This is a genomic window from Pseudogemmobacter sp. TB195 (assembly GCF_058313095.1).
Genome location: NZ_JBZEGG010000036.1, coordinates 1 through 20,479 on the forward strand (window position 1 = coordinate 1; position 20,479 = coordinate 20,479).

The 20,479-nt window shown below is 61.8% G+C and carries 20 protein-coding genes and 2 pseudogenes; 11 read left to right on the forward strand and 11 right to left on the reverse strand.

The window, feature by feature from the left end:
* Both AC4FS3_RS25840 and AC4FS3_RS25845 read left to right on the forward strand, forming a co-directional pair.
* Positions 1-213: pseudogene (locus AC4FS3_RS25840) on the forward strand (TrbL/VirB6 family protein); the annotation flags it as partial.
* 53 nt (positions 214-266) lie between these two features.
* Positions 267-608, forward strand: a complete 342-nt coding sequence (locus tag AC4FS3_RS25845; RefSeq protein ID WP_020952590.1) for a single-stranded DNA-binding protein — start codon at positions 267-269, stop codon at positions 606-608.
* 296 nt (positions 609-904) lie between these two features.
* Here the strand turns inward: AC4FS3_RS25845 and AC4FS3_RS25850 are convergent, their stop codons facing one another.
* Together AC4FS3_RS25850 and AC4FS3_RS25855 are read right to left on the reverse strand one after the other, a co-directional pair.
* Positions 905-1,327, reverse strand: a complete 423-nt coding sequence (locus tag AC4FS3_RS25850; RefSeq protein WP_491022897.1) for a type II toxin-antitoxin system VapC family toxin — start codon at positions 1,325-1,327, stop codon at positions 905-907.
* Positions 1,327-1,581, reverse strand: coding sequence for a type II toxin-antitoxin system Phd/YefM family antitoxin (locus AC4FS3_RS25855; protein ID WP_035745633.1), 255 nt, complete (start codon positions 1,579-1,581; stop codon positions 1,327-1,329). Before AC4FS3_RS25855 ends, AC4FS3_RS25850 begins: the two co-directional genes overlap by 1 nt.
* 158 nt (positions 1,582-1,739) lie before the next feature.
* Here AC4FS3_RS25855 and AC4FS3_RS25860 point away from each other — a divergent pair.
* The 3 genes and pseudogenes from AC4FS3_RS25860 to AC4FS3_RS25870 all read left to right on the forward strand — a co-directional run.
* Positions 1,740-1,921 (forward strand): annotated as a pseudogene (locus tag AC4FS3_RS25860) (transposase); the annotation flags it as partial.
* 111 nt (positions 1,922-2,032) lie between these two features.
* Positions 2,033-2,257 (forward strand): YodC family protein, encoded by a 225-nt coding sequence (locus AC4FS3_RS25865; protein WP_491022898.1) that lies wholly within the window; start codon positions 2,033-2,035, stop codon positions 2,255-2,257.
* Between the two features lie 3 nt (positions 2,258-2,260).
* Positions 2,261-5,269, forward strand: coding sequence for a DEAD/DEAH box helicase (locus AC4FS3_RS25870; protein WP_491022899.1), 3,009 nt, complete (start codon positions 2,261-2,263; stop codon positions 5,267-5,269).
* Between the two features lie 550 nt (positions 5,270-5,819).
* On the opposite strand, the gene AC4FS3_RS25875 is transcribed toward AC4FS3_RS25870, so the two are convergent.
* Genes AC4FS3_RS25875 through AC4FS3_RS25895 form a run of 5 tightly spaced genes read right to left on the reverse strand, consistent with a single transcriptional unit; the run spans position 5,820 to position 9,773 of the window.
* Positions 5,820-7,010, reverse strand: a complete 1,191-nt coding sequence (locus AC4FS3_RS25875) for an MFS transporter (protein WP_491022900.1) — start codon at positions 7,008-7,010, stop codon at positions 5,820-5,822.
* Positions 7,007-7,714, reverse strand: a complete 708-nt coding sequence (arsH, locus tag AC4FS3_RS25880; protein ID WP_491022901.1) for an arsenical resistance protein ArsH — start codon at positions 7,712-7,714, stop codon at positions 7,007-7,009. Before arsH ends, AC4FS3_RS25875 begins: the two co-directional genes overlap by 4 nt.
* A complete protein-coding gene (arsB, locus tag AC4FS3_RS25885; RefSeq protein WP_491022902.1) occupies positions 7,711-8,787 on the reverse strand; it encodes an ACR3 family arsenite efflux transporter in 1,077 nt (358 codons plus the stop codon). Before arsB ends, arsH begins: the two co-directional genes overlap by 4 nt.
* A gap of 16 nt (positions 8,788-8,803) precedes the next feature.
* Positions 8,804-9,235: an arsenate reductase (glutaredoxin) gene (gene arsC, locus AC4FS3_RS25890; protein ID WP_491022903.1), complete on the reverse strand. Its 432-nt coding sequence runs from the start codon at positions 9,233-9,235 to the stop codon at positions 8,804-8,806.
* Between the two features lie 7 nt (positions 9,236-9,242).
* Positions 9,243-9,773, reverse strand: a complete 531-nt coding sequence (locus tag AC4FS3_RS25895) for a DUF6428 family protein (protein WP_491022904.1) — start codon at positions 9,771-9,773, stop codon at positions 9,243-9,245.
* A gap of 42 nt (positions 9,774-9,815) precedes the next feature.
* On the opposite strand from AC4FS3_RS25895, the gene AC4FS3_RS25900 reads away from it, so the two are divergent.
* The 6 genes from AC4FS3_RS25900 to chrA all read left to right on the forward strand — a co-directional run bounded on the left by AC4FS3_RS25900 (position 9,816) and on the right by chrA (position 15,127).
* A complete protein-coding gene (locus tag AC4FS3_RS25900; protein WP_035714861.1) occupies positions 9,816-10,157 on the forward strand; it encodes an ArsR/SmtB family transcription factor in 342 nt (113 codons plus the stop codon).
* Position 10,158: 1 nt separating this feature from the next.
* A complete protein-coding gene (locus AC4FS3_RS25905) occupies positions 10,159-10,881 on the forward strand; it encodes a sulfite exporter TauE/SafE family protein (RefSeq protein ID WP_248700133.1) in 723 nt (240 codons plus the stop codon).
* A 198-nt stretch (positions 10,882-11,079) separates the two neighbouring features.
* On the forward strand, positions 11,080-11,436 hold the full coding sequence (locus tag AC4FS3_RS25910) for an ArsR/SmtB family transcription factor (RefSeq protein WP_035714858.1): 357 nt from the start codon (positions 11,080-11,082) through the stop codon (positions 11,434-11,436).
* A gap of 55 nt (positions 11,437-11,491) precedes the next feature.
* Positions 11,492-12,445, forward strand: a complete 954-nt coding sequence (locus AC4FS3_RS25915; protein WP_491022905.1) for an arsenic resistance protein — start codon at positions 11,492-11,494, stop codon at positions 12,443-12,445.
* Positions 12,446-12,917: 472 nt separating this feature from the next.
* Positions 12,918-13,766 carry a chromate resistance protein ChrB domain-containing protein gene (locus AC4FS3_RS25920; protein ID WP_035714857.1) on the forward strand — a complete coding sequence of 283 codons (849 nt, stop codon included), beginning with the start codon at positions 12,918-12,920 and terminating at the stop codon, positions 13,764-13,766.
* Entirely contained in the window at positions 13,763-15,127 is a 1,365-nt protein-coding gene (gene chrA, locus AC4FS3_RS25925; protein ID WP_491022906.1) for a chromate efflux transporter, read from the forward strand. The genes AC4FS3_RS25920 and chrA overlap by 4 nt, the downstream gene beginning before the upstream one ends.
* A gap of 403 nt (positions 15,128-15,530) precedes the next feature.
* Here chrA and arsJ read toward each other — a convergent pair whose 3' ends face one another.
* The 4 genes from arsJ to AC4FS3_RS25945 all read right to left on the reverse strand — a co-directional run bounded on the left by arsJ (position 15,531) and on the right by AC4FS3_RS25945 (position 20,129).
* Positions 15,531-16,814, reverse strand: a complete 1,284-nt coding sequence (gene arsJ, locus AC4FS3_RS25930) for an organoarsenical effux MFS transporter ArsJ (RefSeq protein ID WP_491022907.1) — start codon at positions 16,812-16,814, stop codon at positions 15,531-15,533.
* Positions 16,814-17,824: an ArsJ-associated glyceraldehyde-3-phosphate dehydrogenase gene (locus AC4FS3_RS25935; RefSeq protein ID WP_491022908.1), complete on the reverse strand. Its 1,011-nt coding sequence runs from the start codon at positions 17,822-17,824 to the stop codon at positions 16,814-16,816. Before AC4FS3_RS25935 ends, arsJ begins: the two co-directional genes overlap by 1 nt.
* Positions 17,825-17,834: 10 nt before the next feature.
* The gene (locus tag AC4FS3_RS25940; RefSeq protein ID WP_035714850.1) at positions 17,835-18,662 is read right to left on the reverse strand and encodes an arsenate reductase/protein-tyrosine-phosphatase family protein; all 828 of its coding nucleotides are present in this window, start codon (positions 18,660-18,662) and stop codon (positions 17,835-17,837) included.
* A gap of 549 nt (positions 18,663-19,211) precedes the next feature.
* Complete coding sequence (locus tag AC4FS3_RS25945) at positions 19,212-20,129, reverse strand: Abi family protein (RefSeq protein WP_198838482.1); 918 nt, start codon at positions 20,127-20,129, stop codon at positions 19,212-19,214.
* Between the last annotated feature and the right edge of the window lie 350 nt (positions 20,130-20,479).

The window sequence follows — 20,479 nt, forward strand, 5'->3', positions numbered from 1 at the left end:
GGGCCGGCTGTTGCTGCCGGAACTGCAGCCATGACCCGTGGGATGCTGAACACGCGCGGTGTGCAGAGCCGCGAGCGAATGGGAAATCTCAGCACCGGCGAAATGGTCGGCCGCCAGATCACCCAGAATGCCCCCGCCGTGAAATCCGCAGATCTGGCCGCCGGCGGTCAGATCGTTCGGGTCGCTGAGAGGGCCAGGCGGCTCGGGAAGTAGCCGCCCATTCGAGGGCGAGCCTTCAAACCAGTATCGTAACGAGGAGAGATAATATGTTGTACACCTTCGCGGAATTCCAGATTCAGGGCTATGTCGGTCGCAGAACCGAGCTTGGGGGCGGCAAGGTCCTGAAGGTCAGCATCGCCGCAACCGACAGCTGGAAGGACAAGGACAGCGGCGAGTTGCGGGAGCGCACGGATTGGAACACCGTCACCCTCTTCGAACGCAGCACCGCAGGTTTCGCCTGGCTGAAGGAGAACCTGAAACCCGGCGACCTCGTCCATGTGAGGGGGCGGATCGGCGAGAGCAATTACGCCAAAGACGGGCAGACCGTCTATGAGACCTCACTCACGGCTGATCGCTTTGCAGTCGTGCCGGTCGGGAAAGATGGGTAAGGGTTGCACTGCAACCCGCCTTCGCAGCGGTCTTCTGAACCAGATGTATCTCGCTGGCTATTCGGGCCGCCAACCGCCACGCTGGCTGCGTCTGCTGCTGGCGGGCTCGTGCTGGCACCGGGCGTGGCTGCTCGGGCGATTGGGCTTCTTCGTTGAGAATGGGATAGGCTACGGACCCGCCAATCTCTATCCCGGTTGCATTTCGTCCGAGAACCGGGAGAAGGCGCACCCTGAACAGATGCTGAAGTGATCTGCGCCTGGCCCAAAGGCCTGTAACAGGGTCTTTCGGCTGTAAGTCACACTCTGATCCAAGGGTTAAGCAAGATCACCCCTGTGTCCTTGAAATCGCCGGTGTTGCGGGTCACGACCGTGAAACCATGCACTAGCCCCGTCGCCGCTATCAGCGCGTCCCGTTCTGATCTCGGATCAGGAACATGGAGACCCGCGCATCGCAGTGCCACGCTTGTATCTACCGGCAAAATCCGGTCTTGGAACTCCGGCAGGACCCGTTCTGCGAACCATGCCCGCAGCATGGCTCCCTGCGTCGGGTCGCGCAGCTCGATGCGGCGCACGCCGATATCCAGTTCCATCGCCGTAATTGCCGAAATGAACAGTGCCCCGGCATCCTGACTACCCAGCCAGGCGGTGACATTAGCATCGGATCTGCCATCCCCCGCCTTACGCAACTCGGAAATCACATTGGTATCGAGCAGGAACATCAGGACAGATCGGCCGGTCGGGACATGATCTCAGCCTTTGTCGGCTCGAACTCGATGTCAGACAGTCCTGGCACCGCAAGCGCATCGAGGATGTTGCGGCGCTGGCCGCTCATCTGCTGATACTGCGCAAAGCTCATCAGGACATGGGCTGGCCGGCCTCTATCCGTGATGAACACGGGACCGTCAAGCGCCGCACGTTTTGCCCGTGCCAGATCCTGGTTCAGTTCACGGCTGCTGATCGTATGAATCGTCATCGCGGCCTCCGCTTGTGGTTACGTTACTACATGTGGAACCCGCGACGAAAGTCAAGGCTGTGGATCTTGGCGATCAGTCTTCTGCGTATGAGCGGGAGGGCGGAGAGCAGACTGAGGGTGGTGCAGCACCGCGACCGCAGCAAGACCGAGAAAGCGGACATCCGCTGCGCAAGATCCGGGCCGTCGTCAACGATGCGCTGCGCTTGCTTAATGCCGAATTCGACCGGCTCTATGCAAAAGAGGGTCGTCCTTCCATCGCACCGGAACGGCTGACCGGGCCAGCTTGCTGCAGATCCTCTACTCGATACTTGGCTTTACTTGGACGATTGAAAGTGTTGATTGGTAAAAAGAGTATAAAATCATGGCCCGTTTGGCCGGCCATCTCGCAAAATGCAGCAATGCAGCCTAACTTTGAGTCGATATGCAAGATTCGAGCGAGAGGCGGGGAAACATGGTGTTTGCGCCGGGCGATACGGTTCAGCTGAAATCGGGCGGACCGATCATGACGGTTGAGCAGGTCGGCGAGTGTTGGTCGATCGAAGGCACCGCGGTTTGGTGCGTATGGTTTGAGAAGGTTGGCAACAAGCAAGTCGCCTCGCGGGAGACATTCGCCGCTGTTGCGCTGGACAAAACCGAGCAACCTGGTTTCGCGTCGTTTCAGGTGATGCGAGGCTGATCAATGATCCGGGGGGCGTTCATCGGCATCGATCGGCATTCGGATCCCTTCATCGGTGATCTGACGGGAGCCTCGCGCGATGCCACCGCTTTGTGGGCGGTGCTGTCGGACAGCATTGCCGATCTCCACGCGCCCCTGATAACGGACGATGCCGCGACACTGGCCGCGCTGCGCGATGTTCTCGACACGACGCTCGGTGCCGCGGATGAAGACGATGTGGTGATCCTCGGGTTCGCCGGACACGGCACGCAAGACCATCGTCTGGTTCTGCATGATACGAACGTAGCCGATCTGCCGAACACGACGCTCGGTATGGACGAGCTCGCTCAGCGTTTTCGAGAGACCAGAGCGCGTGCAGTCATCCTGCTGCTGGATTGCTGCTTCAGTGGCGGTGCTCCGGCGCGCGTGATCGATGCCGGCCTGGTCCCCCGTGACGCAGTGGCTTTCCCGCTTGTCGACGTGGCAGGTCAGGGACGTATCCTGTTCGCCGCATCAGCAGCCGACCAAGAGGCGCTAGAGGATCCCCAATCGCGGCACGGCCTCTTCACCAAGGCCGTAGTTGACGTTTTGGTGGCTGCAGACGCCCCTCTCGGGGTGCTTGAGCTCGTCGATCGCGTTACTCGCCTTGTCACGGCGAATGCTGGGCGATTTGGCTATATCCAGTCGCCAACCATGTTCGGCCAGACCGAAGGCGATCTCGTTCTTCCTCCCGGCCAGATCGGTGCCCGCTATCGTGAAGCCTTTCCCGAACGGGTCAATTTTCAGACCACCGGCGACATTCGCGAACTGGCGGAAGCGGGTATTCCGCAAGAAGCTGTCGACGCATGGCATGAGCGCTTTCCTCAAGGGCTCAACGAACTTCAGATTGAAGCGGTCAACGAACAAGGGGTGCTGGACGGCAACTCGCTCATGGTCGTCGCGCCGACTAGTGCAGGAAAGACTTTCATCGGTGAGTTGGCTGCGCTCAAGGCCATCGCGGATGGCCGCAAAGCAGTGTTCCTGCTGCCCTACAAGGCGCTCGTGAACGAGAAATTTGAAGACTTCTCTGCCATCTACGGGGATCGCCTGGGGCTCCGGATTGCTCGTTGTTCCGGCGATTGGCAGGATCAGGTCGGTACCGTCCTGCGCGGCAAATACGACATCGCGTTCTTCACCTACGAGAAGTTCCTCAGCATGTCGGCCGCCTCCGCGTACATGCTCAATCAGATTGGCCTGGTCGTGCTCGACGAGGCGCAGTTCATCACTGAGCCAGGTCGCGGCATGGTGGTTGAACTATTGCTCACGAACCTTGTGAGCGCGCGCCAACGCGGCGTTGCTCCGCAGCTCATCACATTGAGTGCGGTTATCGGTCAGGCCAACCATTTCGACCGCTGGCTCGGCTGCGGCCTTCTGCAAACTGATCATCGGCCGGTCCCATTGGTGGAAGGCGTGCTTGATCGAACTGGTGCATTGACTCGCTTGGGGCCGAACGGTCCTGAAACTATCCAATTCCTCGATCGCTTTGCGGTCCGCCAGCGTGGCCAAAATCAATCGTCGCAAGACCTGATCGTACCGCTGGTGCGCCATCTCATCGATGCAGGTGAGAAAGTCATGGTCTTCCGCAACGCGCGTGGCCCGGCGAGCGGCTGCGCAAACTACCTCGCTGCCGAGCTTGGGCTTCCGGCAGCGCAAGACGTGATCGATGCGCTGCCCGAAGGTGACCTTTCCCACATGTCCGAGAGCCTTCGACGTGCTCTGGCGGGCGGCATCGCATTCCACAACGGCGATCTCACTCGAGATGAGCGTGTCGCAGTGGAGCGAGGCTTCCGCCGGCAAGACGGCCAGATCAGAGTGCTCGTCGCAACCAGCACGGTTGCAGCGGGAGTGAACACGCCTGCATCTACTGTCATCATTGCCGAGACCGATTTTCCTGGCCGCGAGCGGCAGCCGTACACGGTGGCTCAATACAAGAACATGGCAGGCCGTGCTGGTCGCTTGGGGTTTGAAGTTGAGGGGAAGGCTATCCTGCTCGCCGATACTCCCATGGAGCGCAATCAACTTGTCCGGCAATATGTGCAGGGTCAACCAGAGGTTATCCGGTCATCGTTCAACCCGAACCAGCCGGGCACCTGGGTGATCCGTTTGCTAACGCAGGTCAGAGATGTTCCGCGCGGAGCGGTTGTCGACCTGATCGCAAATACATATGGCGGTTATCTCGCCGCCCTCCAGAATCCGGCGTGGCGTGATCGTATGCTCCCGACACTGGAGCGGCTGTTGGACCGTATGATCGCCGATGGCCTGATCGAGGTAGACGGCGACAATCTCCGATTGACGATGCTTGGGAGAGCCTGCGGAGAGTCGCCCCTCACGCTCGAGTCGGCGATGCGCCTCGTTGAGCTGTTGCGTCGCGTTGACCCGGCCGACGCCACGCTGGAAGCCCTCCTTGTACTCGTCGAATGCCTGCCGGAGCGCGACGAGGACTACACACCGCAAACCCGCAGGGGTGAGCCGCAGTGGCAGCAGGCCGCCCTTGGCCGCTTCGGACATGGAGTGGGCCGCGCGTTGCAGCATCGCGCTGAAAGCGATGTTGCATTCTATGCCCGGTGCAAGCGAGCGCTCATCGTGAGCGACTGGATCGCTGGTGAACCGACCAACAATATCGAGGCCCGATACTCGTCTAATGCATTCGTCAGGGTAGGGCACGGCGACATTCGCGGCTACGCTGACGGCTCTCGTTTCCTGCTGGAGTCTGCGCTGCGCATTGCCGCGATCGTACTTGAACGGGCCGAGGATCAGGAAGCAGCAGTGCTGTTGCTCACCCGGCTTGATCTCGGCCTTCCAGCCGAAGCGGTGCCGCTGAGTGCCCTTGGCTTCCCTCTGACACGAGGCGAGATTCTTGCGCTTTTCCGGGCGGGTCATTTGAATGGCGAGTCGATCGCCGGGTTAGGCTCCGACGCGGTCGCCGCAATCATCGGTCGCCGTGGACGTGAGTTGCATGAGACGATGCAGCCCGCCATGCCACGGGTAATCTAGATGGCGTGGAATCTTGCGAACATATGCCTGAATTTGGAGAGTGCTATCGGGCAAAGGGCGGCACGATGACCCGAGGGCTAGAGGCACGGTGAAGTTTACGAATGGCATCTCTGGAGAACGCCGCCATGCAGCAACGGTGTGGCTCGACCGGCTGGTAAGGGCCACGATCGCTTTCCGTGGGGAGCGATGCAGCTGAGAGCAGCGAGCCTGCCCGTTTCTGTGCCGCAGCATGTTGCTCGGAGCCCATCGCCGACACTCAGGCAGACCGCAGCACAGAGGCCGCTCGTTTGTGCAGCGCTAGGCGCGGCCCTTACCAGCCAGTCGAGCCGCACTGTTGCTGCGCGGCAGCATTCTCCGAAGCGGCCACTGGGCACGAGGCGCAGCATTTCGAGTTGCGGAGCATCTGCGGTACGGGCAGCGCAGCATGGCGGTCACGAAGTCACCACCGAAACGGTCGCCCTCGGTGCATTCTGGCGAAACATATGTCGTTTCTATCGTGATTGGAAAGGACGGCACAGCGCAGGCCCAACCGATGTTAACGTTCCTTTGATCAGTTAGCGCGAATTCGCAGCTCAAGCCGCAGCGACATTAGTGCTACCAGGCCAGTGATTGCGACCAACAACGCGAACCCGATCGCAAGCTGGATGGAGAGTGCTGTCGCGATCCAGGAGAAGAGGAAGGGTGCCGCCGCTCCGAGCATGCTGCGTATGGCAGCCAGGCGCCCCAGCCGCTGCCCCATGCCGGCCGTCCCGAACAACGCCACCGGCACTGCGCCGCGCACGATGCTCGACAGGCCCTGACCCGCGCCAAAACTGATCGCAAAGCAAACTGCCAGGATCATTGCCGGCCCCGGCAGGAGCAGGAGGGCGAGCGCCGCGGGGATGGCCGCACTGGACACGATGGCGACAAGGAGAGGATGCTGGTTGCGCCACAGGGTGGCGTCCACCACCCGAATGGCGACCTGTGCCGGCCCCATCAGCATGGCAATCAGGTAGGCCGAGCTGCCGAGACCGAGCGACTGAAGTGCGAGGACGAGGTGGACACCTAGGGCCGAGATCGCCATGCCGGTCAGCCCAAAGGCGATCCCAAGAAAGATGAAGGCGCGCCGTGCGGTTCGGCCCTCAAGAGGGACATATCTCGTCTCTGGCTTCGGCATCCTTTCAACCCGGGCCTCCTCGGCCGGACGTGGTGCCAATGAGATCCACCTGTGCAGGGGCACCGCCAGTAAGAGGTGCAGTGCCGCAAAGACGAGGTAAGTTCCCTGCCAGCCGATCTCTGTGACAAGCCAGCCCGATACCGGCCAGAAGATCGTCGAGGCGAAGCCTGCGATCAGGGTCAGATTGGTGATCGCGCGCCGCGTGTCATTGGGCCTCTTCTGGGCCAGCACCGAAAACGCGGCATCATAGAGGACCGCAAAGCTAAGGAGCTCGATCAGAAGTGTCAGGCCCCCGAATACATAGATGTTCGGGGATCCGGCGATGAGCAGGCTCAGAAGCGCCATCGCCAGGCTGCCCGCGCACATGACCTGCGCCCCGCCGAACCGGTCAATTTGACGACCGAGCACCGGAGAGGCCAGCCCGCCAAGGAGAAGGCCCGCAGACAGGATGCCGAAAAGGACCGGCTCCTGAGCGCCGAACTCGGCCGCTATCGCGGGCGCAAGGATCGGATAGGCGTAATAGATCGACCCGTATCCGATGATCTGCGTGACGCCCAGGGCGGCCACGACCGGGGCTTGCCTCACGTTGCGGCCCCGAGATTCAGGCGGTCATGCAATTTGGCCGCCGCCTCTTTGCGTTCGCTGTAGCGGTCGGTGAGGTGCCCGGAGATGTCCCGGGTCAGAAGGGTGAACTTTACCAGCTCTTCCATCACATCGACCACCCGGTCGTAATAGGGCGATTGCCGCATCCGTCCGGCGGCGTCGAACTCCTCATAGGCCTTGGCGACCGATGACTGGTTCGGGATGGTCAGCATCCGCATCCAGCGCCCGAGGATGCGCATCTGATTGACCGCATTGAAGCTCTGGCTGCCGCCCGAAACCTGCATGACCGCCAGTGTCCGGCCCTGGGTCGGACGGATCGCGCCCATGGAGAGCGGGATCCAGTCGATCTGGCTTTTCATGACGCCGGTCATCGCGCCGTGGCGTTCCGGGCTTGTCCAGACCTGGCCCTCGGACCAGAGGCAAAGCTCGCGCAGTTCCTGCACCTTCGGGTGTTCGGCATCGGTTTCATCCGGCAAGGGCAGCCCCTTGGGGTCGAACACCCGCGTTTCGCAGCCGAAATGTCGCAGCAGCCGTTCCGCTTCCTGGGTGAGAAAGCGGCTGTAGGACCGTTCCCTCAGGGAGCCATAGAGCAGGAGAATGCGGGGCGGGTGGCTGGATGCGGGGCCGGTCAGTCCCGCCAGAGACGGCAGCTGAACGGCATCGGTCAGGTTCGGCAGTTCGGTCATGCGCGGACCTCCTCAGCCGGAGGCGCGTCCGGGAACCAGCGCCGACCGAGCCGGAGGGCGACATGGACCAGCAGGATCAGCGCGGGCACCTCGACCAGCGGGCCGATCACGGCCGCAAAGGCCACGGGAGAGGCAAGGCCGAAGGCGGCGATGGCCACGGCGATCGCCAGCTCGAAATTGTTCCCGGCCGCCGTGAAGGCGATGGCGGTGGTGCGCGGGTAATCCGCCTGGATCATCCGGCCCATGGCGAAGCTGACCAGGAACTGGATGATGAAGTAGAGCGCGAGCGGCACGGCGATGCGCAGGGCATCCATCGGCAGCGCGACCACATCGCCGCCCTTCAGACTGAACATCGCCACGATGGTGAAGAGAAGCGCCGCCAGGGTGACCGGGCCGATGCGCGGCAGGAAGACGGTTTCATACCAGGTCTCGCCCTTGCGCCCGACCAGGATCCGACGGGTCAGAAAACCGGCCAGGAACGGGATCCCAAGATAGATCAGCACCGCCTCGGTGATCGTCCAGAAGCTCACGTCGATCACGCTTCCCTCCAGCCCGAACAGCGGCGGCAGGACCGACAGGAAGAACCAGGCGTAGGCCGAGAAGAACAGGATCTGGAACACCGAGTTGAAGGCGACCAGCGCCGCCACATATTGGCTGTCGCCCCGGGCGAGCTGGTTCCAGACCAGCACCATGGCAATGCAGCGCGCCAGCCCGATCAGGATCAGCCCTGTCATGTATTCCGGCTGATCGCGCAGGAAGATCACGGCAAGCGCGAACATCAGGACCGGACCGATGACCCAGTTCTGGATCAGCGACAGGATCAGCACCCGGCGATCCTGAAACACCCGCGGCAATTCCTCATACCTGACCTTGGCCAGGGGCGGATACATCATCAGGATCAGGCCGATGGCGATCGGGATATTAGTCGTGCCGACCGAGAGGCCGTTGAGCGCGTCCGGCAGCCCGGGAAAGGCGGTGCCCAGGGCAATGCCAAGCGCCATGGCCGCGAAGATCCAGAGCGTCAGCCAGCGGTCCAGAAAGGGCAGCCGTCTGGTGGGTTGAGGGGACGTCATAAGGGATGAACTCCATTCAGGGCGCTTCCGGCAGGACGCGATTTCCATTCGCATCGACCACCGGCTCGCCGTCTTCTTTCGAGAATGCGCCCAGCTGGGGCGGTAAGAGATCCAGCACCGCCTCGGAGGGGCGGCAGAGGCGCACCCCCTTGGGGCTCACTACGATGGGACGGTTGATCAGGATCGGATGTTCCAGCATCGTGTCCAGGATCTGCGCCTCCGTCAGTGCTGGGTCGCCAAGACCCAAGTCCGCGAAGGGCGTGCCCTTTTCGCGCAACAGCGCGCGGAGCGGGATTCCCATCCGCGTCACCAGACTAATGAGCATCGCGCGTGACGGAGGCGTCTTCAGATACTCGATCACATGCGGCTCGATACCGGCATTGCGGATCAGCCCGAGCGTGTTGCGCGAGGTGCCGCATTCCGGATTGTGGTAGATGATGACGTCCATTCCCGGATCACCCACAGCAGCTCTGTTTCGCCACGGGTGCGCAGCAGGCCGAAGCGGCCTTCTGGTCATCAAGCCAGCGGTCGCGCGGTTTGCAGCTTGCCGGGCGCGGTGACAGTGCAACGATCACGCGGTCGTCCGCGAGGCTGGGGTAAGCCGCCCGATGCAGCTGCATCGGCCTTACCGCATCACTGACCTCGAAGGTCAGTTTCGCCTGTGGGTCGAGAGAGACATGATCGATCACCTTGCCGATGATCCGGGTGAAAAGCCCTGCGGGCATATGGGCCCGATCCTCGTTGACGTCCCAAAGCTGCACGAAGATCTCCGTCCAGGCCTCGGGGTTTCCGCCGCAATCCAGAGCGCGGAACTGGCCGACCTTCACCTCGGTGACGTGAAAACCCGTTCGCACCTCCTGGCCGTCATAGGTGAAGACCAGGGGCCGATCCTCGACGTTGCGGAGGGCCTCGAGAAGCTCGCCGATGGTGATATCTTTCGGGTCGGCCGCGCCGGTCGGCGCGCCGATGTTGCTTTGGACCGTCATTTGCGATACCTATTGATTCGACACTTCTAGGATCGTCAAATAATGGATGAACGTCAAGCGCTCTTGTCCTTCGGGGCCCTGTCTCAGGAAACCCGCCTGCGCATCCTGCGGATGCTGGTCGTGGCGGGGCCGGAGGGTCTGGCCGCTGGCCTGATCGCCGAACAGGCCGGAGTCACCGCCTCCAACGTCAGTTTTCATGTGAAGGAGCTGGAGCGCGCGGGCCTGGTATCCTCTCGCCGCGAAAGCCGATCGATCCTCTATACCGCCGAGTTCGATGCGCTGAACGGCCTCCTGCGGTTCCTCATGGAGGATTGCTGCGGCGGGCGCCTATGCCTTCCCGGTGCGGTGGCCGATGGTTGCGCCACCTCGCAGAAGACCAGCTGAAGTGATCCTGGCATTCTTCCTGGTCGCGCTGATCTACGCTGCGGTGGGTCAGGCCGGCGCCACCGGCTACATCGCGCTGATGGCCATTCTTGGATTGCCGCCACTGGAGATGAAGATCACTGCGTTGGCGCTGAACTTGGTGGTCGCTGCCATAGGGACTTTCATGTTCCAAAGGGCCGCGCAGCTTTCCTGGCGAAATCTGTATCCTTTCGCATTACTCGGCTTTCCGTTCTCAGTGCTTGGCGGGTCCGTGAATCTGGGTGCCGGGGCATATTATCCGCTCGTAGGCACCATTTTGATGCTGTCAGGCCTGCTGATGGCGCGCAGCGCGCTGACCCGCGGAACAACCACAACCCGGGCGCCCGACCATCCGCCATTCGTGCCTGCGCTGATCACCGGTGCGGTTATTGGCTTCATCTCCGGAACAACCGGCACCGGCGGCGGCGTCTTCCTGGCACCGATTATCCTCGCGATGAACTGGGCGGACGCCCGCCAGACCGCAGCCACGACGGCCATCTATAACCTGGTCAACTCGGCTGCGGCGTTGATCGGGGCCTATGCGTTCTGGCCACAAATATCGGGTTCCGCGCCGATCTGGATGGTGGCGGTTGCCATAGGCGGCCTCGCCGGTGCGATGCTCGGCAGTCGGTTTCTGTCTGATAAATGGCTTCGGGTCATTCTCGCGCTTCTACTGGCCGGGTCCGGGCTCAAGCTGTTTTGGTAACGGTGGTGACTGCGGATAGCAGCCGGATCGGCCAGGAGGCACCTGCACCAAAACGCGCCTTGGTTGACATTGCGTCGGCCTACGCAGTTGCTCGGGTCACGAACGTGATCATCGCATCATTCACATGACACACGACTTTTCATCTATCCTTGCAAAATCTTACCCATCATACGATAAAACACTAAAGGGAGTATTTGAATGAATCAGGGCGAAGCTCTTCGTGGGTTTGCAGCTATTGCCCAGGAAACCCGGCTTAGGATCATTCGGATGCTGGTCACTGCGGGTGCGGATGGGTTGGCGTCGGGATCCATCGCTGAAAACCTGGATGGCTCGCCTCAGCGGACATCATTTCATCTGAGAGAGTTGGAGAACGCGGGCTTGGTCCAGAGCCGGCGCGATGGCAAGTCGATCATCTACAGCGCCCGATTCTCGCAGCTGTCATCTCTTGTGGCTTTCCTTATGCATGATTGCTGCCAAGGCCACTGCAAACACTGTGATGAGGCGATCGCCTTGTTAGCCAAGTGCGAAGGAAAACCAACGCGAACAACTCACTGATATATCTTAATTTATATGACCACTGCCCGCCTCTGGCCACGGCAAGGAAAACCCTATGCGCGATATTCTGGAACGCCAACAAGTATGGATTTACTTCGCGGCTGTCGGCCTTGCCGCAATCACCGGTATCACTGTGTCAGGCACAACCGCACTGGAAGGCGCGATCAACCCGGCGCTTGCCTTCATGTTGTTCGTCACGTTTCTGCAGGTTCCCTTGCCGGACATCGGGCGCCGGTTCCGGGAGATGCGTTTTCTGTGCGCCCTTCTCGCCGGTAACTTCATCGCCGTTCCGGTGCTTGTATTCCTGTTGCTGCAACTCGCCATAGACGATGCCCTGCTGCGTCTTGGCATTCTCATGGTGCTGCTGACGCCCTGTATCGACTATGTGATTACTTTCGCCCACCTCGGGCGGGCCGATGCGCGATTGCTGTTGTCGTCGACGCCGCTTCTGCTGGTGGTGCAAATGGCACTGCTGCCGATTTTCCTTGGCCTGTTCCTCGGCAGCGAGGCCGCAGACCTGGTGCATGTCGGCCCGTTTATCCATGCTTTCGTTTGGCTGATCGCGGTGCCGCTGATGTGTGCGGGTGCTGTTCAGCTCTGGGCCGCTCGACACGCGGCGGGGCGGCGTGTGAGTGACGGGCTTGGTGTTCTTCCGGTTCCGGCGACGGCGGTGGTTCTGTTCTTGGTCGTGGCGGCGACGGTTCCGGTTCTGGGAGCGGCCAGCCGCCATGCTCTGTCAGCCCTGCCGATCTTCATCGCCTTTGCCGTTCTGGCCCCCTTCATCGGATGGGGTGCCGCACGCATTTTTGTTCTTCAGCCAGCTGCGGGCCGGGCTGTGTCCTTTTCGATCGCAACCCGAAACTCTTTGGTGGTGCTCCCGTTGGCCCTCGCCGTTCCGGGTGCGATCCCTGTGCTTCCGGCCGTGATCGTGACGCAGACATTGGTCGAGCTGGTTGCCGAACTGATATATATTCGTGTGCTTCCGCGCTTCGGCAGGGCTCTAAATTAGGTTCAGCGTCTGACGGACCCGTCTGCAGCTTTTTCCGGGCTTTGGACCAGTCGCTGACGTGCCGAGCTCTGACAGATGGCGCCAGGTGTCCTCAAGGCCGTCAGAGCGTCAACACGGGCCTCGATGCCGGGCGATGAGTGCGGCATCCGTTGGCCTGCCGCATTGGCCGGGCAACAAAGGTCTGGAGCCAGCACGGCCCGCTCGGTCTTCGAAGGAAAAGGATCAACTGCGATCTCACCGCTCAGAAGCCCCAAGCCAAAGCCAGATTTCTGCAGAACCAAGATCATCAAAAAAGGGGCGTTCCGGCAGCCCTGCCGGATCACAGGTCCAAGAGATCGAACGGCGTCCATCTTGACATCTTGCTGCGTGATAAGGCCATGTTCGCCATATGGGGATCCGCGAGCTCCCCACGAGGCGTCAGCTGAAACTCGCGTTCCAATCCCGTTCCATTGAACCCAAGGAGGGAACGCACATGCCTGCGCCTGATGCGATGACCTGCGAAAAACTGTCTAAACTAATCGGCACGCCAAAGGCGCCTGTCGTGCTGGATGTGCGCCGTGATGCCCTGCGCAACGCGGACCCGCGATTGATCGCCACCGCGCGTGCCGTGCCCGAAACCGGGCTTGTGCGCGAGGCGCTGTCCCACCTCGCGCGGGAACTGAGGGGCGAAGCGCCCGGTCGACCGGTTCTGGTCGTCTGTGCTGAAGGGCACGGTCGCAGCCAGGGTGTCGCGGCCTGGCTACGCCATGAGGGGTTGGCCGCCGAATATCTGGAAGGCGGCCATGCCGCCTGGGTTGCGGGCGGGCTGCCGACCTTTGATCCGGCGAAGCTGCCCCGCCCGGACGGAGCGGGCCGCAGTCTCTGGGTGACCCGTTCCCGCCCCAAGATTGATCGCATCGCCTGCCCCTGGCTGATCCGCCGCTTCATCGACCCCCGCGCGGTGTTTCTCTATGTTACGCCCTCCGAGGTTCAGGCAGTGGCCGAGACCTTCGGGGCCGCCCCTTATGACATCGACGGCGTGTTCTGGAGCCATCGCGGCGAGACCTGCACCTTCGATACACTGATTGCGGAATTTGACCTGTCGATCCCGGCACTGGACCGGCTGGCTACGATCGTGCGGGGGGCCGACACGGCGCGCCCAGATCTGGCACCAGAATGCGCCGGTCTTATTGCCGCCTCGCTTGGCCTTTCGCGGATGCATGTCGCTGATCTGGAGCAGCTGGAGGCGGGGATGGCGCTGTATGACGCCTTCTACCGCTGGTGCCGCGACGCTACCGGGGAAACCCACACCTGGCAAAGCCATGGAAAGTCAGCGAAATGACGCCCACATCCGGTTTTCCGACCATTGGCGAAGCCGCCAGAGTCTGGGCGCGCATCGCGGCCCTCTCGTTCGGCGGCCCTGCGGGCCAGATCGCCGTCATGCACCGTGTTCTGGTCGAGGAGAAGAAATGGCTGGGCGATGGCCGTTTCCTGCACGCGCTGAATTTCTGCATGTTGCTGCCCGGCCCCGAGGCGCAGCAGCTCGCCACCTATATTGGCTGGCTGATGCATGGGGTCCGGGGCGCGCTGATCGCGGGCGGGCTGTTCATCCTGCCCGGGATGCTGGCCATCATGGGGCTGAGCTGGATCTATGCGGTCTGGGGCGAGGTGGGCTTTGTCGTGGCGCTGTTCTTTGGGCTGAAGGCGGCGGTGCTGGCCATCGTCTTGCAGGCCGTGGTGCGGGTGGGGCGTCGAGCGCTGAAGAACAACGCGATGCGGGGGATCGCGGCGGCGTCCTTCATCGCCATCTTCGCCTTTGGCGCGCCCTTCCCGCTGATCGTGGCGGTGGCGGCCATGATCGGCTGGGCGGGTGCAAAAGCGGGACTTGCAGCCTTTGTCGGCGGTGGGGAGCATGGTGCGGCGGGCAAGGCGCATGTCGCCGATGCTGAAACCTTGCTGGGCGAAGAGGTCTTGCTGCCGCCCGCCGCCCGGGCGGGGGCGTTGCGCGCCGGTCTGGCCATGATCGCGCTATGGCTGGTGCCGGTGGGGGTGCTGGTTATGCTCGCCCCCGGCAGTGTCTTCACCGACATCGCCACCTATTTCTCAAAACTGGCGTTGCTGACCTTTGGCGGGGCCTATGCGGTCTTGGCCTGGGTCGCGCAGGAGGCGGTCGGAACCTATGGCTGGCTCGAACCCGGTGAGATGCTCGACGGGTTGGGTATGGCCGAAACCACGCCCGGCCCGCTGATTATGGTGCTACAATTCGTGGGCTTCATGGGCGCGATGCGCGAGGCGGGCTGGGTGGCCCCGCTGCTAGCGGGCACCGTGGGCGGGCTGGTCGCCACCTGGGTGACGTTTGCGCCTTGCTTTGCCTGGATCTTCCTCGGAGCACCCTTCATGGAGGGGGTGCGGGCGAACCGCGCTTTGTCTGCCGCGCTGTCAGCCGTCACTGCGGCGGTGGTAGGGGTGATCCTGAACCTGGCGCTGTGGTTCGCCATTCACGTCATTTGGCGGCAGGTGGCGGATGTTCAGGCGGGGCCGGTATCGCTTCAGCTGCCGGTTATGGGCTCGATCGACTGGATGGCGGCGGCCCTGTCGGCTCTGGCACTGATCGCGGTGTTCCGGCTAAAGATTGGCATGGTCCAGGTGCTTGCAGGTGCCGCGTTTGCCGGGATGGCGTTGCACCTTGTCGGCCTGATCTGATCAGATGCACCGTGATCCCTGAGAGTAAAACGATACTCATCTTGTCGTGGTGGCGGGGCGATTTCTGCTTTTCGCCATCATCCCTGTCCCAGTGCTCTGACAAATGGCGGGCATTTCATGGGCGAAACCTCGGCCCATGAAGCTACGGTTACGCCAGAGTTGCGCGGGAATCTGAGGGCAAGAGACTGCAGGATGGACCTCATGCATCCCCCGGGTAGGATGTGCCGCAAACCGAAACATGAAATTGCCGGAACAAAATGGGCACCTCGCAGGAAATGGCGTCGGCCCGCATCGACCAGTTGATTGCACTTCATGGCTTGGCTGCCTTTTGGCCTCCTTTGTTGTTTGGGTCGTCGTGGCGATGCCGCAGCGCGCCCGAAGGGGCGGTGTGCGGCGCTTTCTCCTAGGCAGATTTGGCGGAAGAGGTGGTTTCGAGGCCGGGTGTCGCGTCCGGCTTCAATCGTTGGATGGCGAGCCAGCTGGCCAGTGCCATCACGCCCGAGGTCGCGAGGCAGAGCGGCAGGCCGCCGAACTGGTAGCTCAGGCCAGAAAGCAGCGTTCCGAGAAGACGGCCCGCCGCATTGGCCATGTAGTAGAAGCCCACATCCATGGTGACCCGCTCATTCTTCGAGAAAGCGAGGATCAGGTAGGAATGGACCGCGCTGTTGACGGCGAAAACGAAGCCGAAGATCAGCAGTCCGGTGACGATCGAGGCCGTCAGCCAGATCGCCGGAGCCGGCGAGAGGAAGGCGAGCGCCGCCAGGGCAAAGGGGATCGGCACCAGCAGCCCGGCCCACCGGATCGCGGCGCGTTTCGGGTCGGTCGCGGACCTGACGATCTTCGGGGCGAAGCCCTGGACCGCGCCATAGGCGATGATCCACAGTGCCATGAAGCCCCCGATCAGGAAGAAGGCCTCGCGCCGCCCCTCCGCGGTGCCATCGGACAGCACGGCCTGGAAGTAGATCGGGATGCCGACCACGAACCAGACATCGCGGGCCCCGAACAGGAACATCCGCGCCAGGCTGAGGCGGTTGATCAGCGGATCGCGCGACCACACGCTGCTGAATTTCGTGCCTTTCTTACCGACTGGCAGGCCCTTCGGCAGGAAAATGGCCGTGGCGATCAGGATCACCGCCAGGACGGCCGCCATGGACCAGATGGCCACCGCGAAGCCGGCAAGGCCAAGGAGCGCCGCGCCGAGGAAGAACCCGGCGCCCTTCACCGCATTCTTCGAGCCGGTGAGAATGGCGACCCAGCGGAAGAGCCCGCCTTCACCGGATGGCGCGAGCAGCTTGACCGCCGACTTCGAGGACATCTTGGCCAGGTCCTTCGCGACGCCACTCGCGCCCTGGACAGCCATGACGAAGGCCACCGATGCGGCAACGCCCCAGGACGGATCGAGCTGGGTCAGCGCGGCCAAGGCCGCGATCTGAAGGGCGAGCCCGCCATAGAGCGTTGCAGCCAGGCCGAACCGGGCGGCGATCCAGCCGACGCAGAGGTTGGTGATGATCCCGGCCAGCTCATAGAGCAGGAACAGATAGGCCAACTGGATGGGCGAGAACCCGAGGCTGTTGAAATGCAACAGCACCAGCATCCGCAGCGCGCCGTCAGACAGCATGAAGGCCCAGTAGGCGGCGGTGACCGCCGCATAGGCCCGAAGCGGATTGGAGACCGCGCTCTCTGCCATCAAAGTGACCGCGCGACCATGCGGGCGACATCCGCCAGGCGGCAGGCATAGCCCCATTCGTTGTCATACCAGGCGTAGATCTTCACCTGGGTCCCGTTCACCACCATCGTCGACGGGGCATCGATGATGGAGGAGCGGGGGTCGTTCAGGTAGTCGGTCGAAACAAGGGGACGGGTTTCATACCCGAGGATCCCCTTCAACTCGCCCTCCGCCGCGGCGGCGAACAGCGCGTTCACTTCCTCCGCCGTTGTCGGCCGCTCGACCTCGAACACGCAATCGGTCAGCGAGGCGTTCAGCAGCGGCACGCGGACCGCATGGCCGTTCAGCCGCCCCTTCAAATCCGGATAGATCATGGTGATGGCGGTGGCCGAGCCCGTTGTCGTCGGTATCAGGTTCATCAGGGCGGAACGGGCTCGACGCATGTCCTTGGCGGGCCGGTCGACGATGGTCTGGGTGTTGGTCACGTCATGGATCGTGGTGATCGATCCATGGCGGATACCGATGTTCTCGTGGATGACCTTCACCACCGGCGCAAGGCAGTTCGTGGTGCAGCTGGCCGCGGTGATGATCGCGTGCTCGGCAGGATCATATTGGTCATGGTTCACGCCGTAGACCAGATTCACCGCCTCGTCCGATTTGACCGGAGCGGAGACCACAACCTTTTTGACCCCGACCGCGAAATAGGGCGCGATCTTTTCGGCCGTCTTGAAGACGCCGGTGCAGTCGATCACCAGATCAATGCCCAATTCTGCCAAAGGCAGATCTTCGATGCGCTTGGCAGAGGTGAGGCGGACGTGCCGACCCTTCAGGGTGAGGCCGTCCTTATCGTGCCCTACCGGTGTTGCCCACCGGCCATGGACGCTGTCAAACTCGAGCAGGAGCGCATGCTGAGCCGGGTCGCCCACAGCATCGTTGATCAGCACCAGATCGCCTTCGGCGCCGGTCTCGATCAGGTCGCGCAGGGCAAGCTTACCCATTCGGCCAAGGCCGTTCAGTGCAATGCGGGGCATTTTGTCGTCCTCAGAGGTGGGTTCGGCCGATCTCGTCGACCGCTTCCTGGCGCGCGATGCTGTCTAGGTTTTCAAGGGAAAGTGCCGCGAAGTTCGTGATCCGCTTGTTCAGCGTGCTGAAAGCCTCGGCAAATGCCAGGGCCTTCTCAGCGTCATTCCCGGTTGCCTTGACCGGATCCGGAAGTCCCCAATGTGCGGTGATCGGCTGGCCCGGCCAGGGCGCACATTCCTCGTCTGCCGCCGCATCGCAGACGGTGAAGACGAAATCCATGTGCGGCGCACCAGCGGCTTCAAACTCCGAGATGTGCTTCGAGCGGAGCGGTGAAATGTCATAGCCATTTCGTTCGAGTAGCTCGACCGCGAAGGGGTTCAGACTGGTGCCAGGACGGGTTCCCGCCGAGAAAGCCCGGAACCGACCGCCCTCGATCCCGTTCAGGATCGCCTCGGCAAAGATTGAACGGGCGGAGTTGCCCGAGCAGATGAAGAGCACGTTGTAGGGACGCTGGGTCATTTCAGGATCAGCTCTTGTTATGATGAGGTCGCACAGATCGGGGCGCCCGCGGCAGCAGTCGCGCGCCAGAAAATCGACGAGGTTGCGCGCATGGGGCAGCGCGATGCTGTAGAGAATCGACCGCCCCTCTCTGGTCGAGACGATCAGGCCAACGCCCTCCAGATCCGCAAGATAATGGGACAGGGTGTTCTGCTTCAGGCCAAGTGCTTGGGAGATCTCGGTCGGCCGGACAGCCTGAGGCATGTGCCGCATGATCAAGCGGTAGACGGAGAGCCGTCCTGGGTGGCCGAGGGTCGAGAAGATGGCTGAGGCGCTATCAATATCCATACTTCATGAAATATGGATATATCGATTCGACGCAAGCGAAGGTTTTGTGACAGCCAGGCGACCGTGGCCTGGGACTGATTCCTACCTGGACGACTAAATAGTGGCTGGCACCTGGCTGGCCGCTTTCCGCCCGTGACGGGACGCGGGGCATCGTAATCGCCGCGCCGAGCACAGATGGCCGCTATCCCGGGTTTGCTGCAGGTGCAATGCCGCGCACCCGTCAGTCGGCTATCCGCCCGGCGGATTATTTAGACCTCGAAGTGCGTCTTGGTCTGCCGCACCTGCAAGCGGCAGCTTTGTCCCGCATCGCTACCATCTTGGCCAGGTGATTGCTGCGGCGCAAGACGAAGGGCAGCTTCGGAGCATGCGGCAGAGCACATTTGTCGAGGTCGACCGGCTGGTAAGGGCCGCGCTCGGCTGCAGTGGGCACTTGGGCGGCTGCGGGCGCCAAACAGACCGACTACTGTGTCTTAGCATGCGTGTTCTTCGGAGCCCGAACCGGCCTTTCATAACATCGAGCAGCGATTGCGAATGAGTGAAGGCCGAGGATCAGTTCCATATGGCCTCGTGCTCCCAGCCCTGCGGGAAACCCGCGGTGTGGGGGCGGATCTCGTAAGGGAGGTCCTGGGTCAAGATCATGTCGCGCAGACGGACGTGCCACTCAGTGCGCGGGTAATACTGTCGCAGCATGAAGATCATGATGACCATCGCGCTGTAGACCTTTTTCGTCGGCGCATCGTCCCCCATCCTGGGCTGGCGGAGGTGGTCCAACTGTCCAAATATCGTTTTTGGTGGGACACCCGGGCTGTTAACCAAGGGCTTGTTCCACGTCCGGGCGTGATGTGCGCAGCTGTTCCGGACGTCGTTGAGCGCTGTGATCCATGACGCAAAAGTCTTCATGGGGAGGTCCGGGTGGACATGTGCCGCAATTGCCATTTTATTTTTGTCGGATAGGTGAGCGATGATGTGGGTTAGATTGCCCCAGGTCCATGTCCCTGCTTCGATCCAGATCGGCGGCGGGCCGAAGTATTTCAACCTGAAATGCTTCGCGAAGTCTTCTTTTGAGCTCCTGAAGTGCTGATCTAGGCCATTGATAAATAGGCCGAGCGGCGTATTACCTTCAGCATCTTCTTCGCTGAAACGGTCTTTATATGAGCGCCTGTCGCGATGGGCATGTGGGCCCAACTCCCCAAGGACCTCAATCATCGCGGTTCTGACTGCGATCTCGATGCGTTCGATCGCATCGAGGAGCTCTATGCGGAGTGCTTTATCGAAGAGGTAAAAGCTGATCGCATGATCTAACGTCGTACCCTCTTTGAACTTATCGCATCGAATCTTCTGCTCAACCTCGCCTTCAGGCGTCGGGATCGGGCAAAAGTCACGGTACGGATACCCAAATGCGCTGAGCCGGTAGTACCCGATGCGGTGCAGGGAGCGCTCGGCATGGCCCCGGTCGGGTATTTCCATACCTCGCATCAACATGATGTCGATGCATTCACTGATCGACTTGTGCTGCTTAAGGTACTTCAATGTTGATGCAGTGATGTCCAGAAATTAGAAGACCGGGCTGTAACGAGGCGACTAAGGCCAAGTCAGGGAGCACCGGTCATAAGGCAATGACAGATAATAGTGTCGGGGTCGACAATGTCAACACTGGAGGTGGGCGCTGTACGGTGGGGTAAGGTGGGAGGTCAGTTCGGCAGGCTTTTGAGGTCCAGCGGATGCAAACGACAGCTCTGTCCCGCAACGCCGACGCTCCGACTGGCGATTTTCTGCGCCACGCGTCGACCGTCTGCTTTAGGAAATGCGGCCACGCA